At 52.8% G+C, this 229-nt stretch carries 1 pseudogene; it reads left to right on the top strand.

From position 1 onward, the window contains the following. Positions 1–229, top strand: a pseudogene (locus FDX22_RS22275) (phage terminase large subunit family protein); the annotation flags it as partial.

Below are 229 nucleotides of genomic sequence, written 5' to 3'. Positions count from 1 at the left end.
CATAATGCCTGCGTCATCCGGCAGCAGGAACTCGACTTCACTGATGCCCGTTATATCTGCGAAAAGACCGGGATCTGGACCCGTGATGGCATTCGCTGGTTTTCGTCTACCGGTGAAGAAATGGAACCGCCGGACAGTGTGACCTTCCACATATGGACAGCGTACAGCCCGTTCACCACCTGGGTACAGATTGTCAAAGACTGGATGAAAACGAAAGGGGATACGGGAA

Origin of the sequence: Citrobacter sp. TBCS-14 (genome assembly GCF_005280805.1) — a bacterium.
GTDB lineage: Bacteria > Pseudomonadota > Gammaproteobacteria > Enterobacterales > Enterobacteriaceae > Citrobacter > Citrobacter gillenii.
This window is presented reverse-complemented; position numbering and strand designations above follow the sequence as displayed.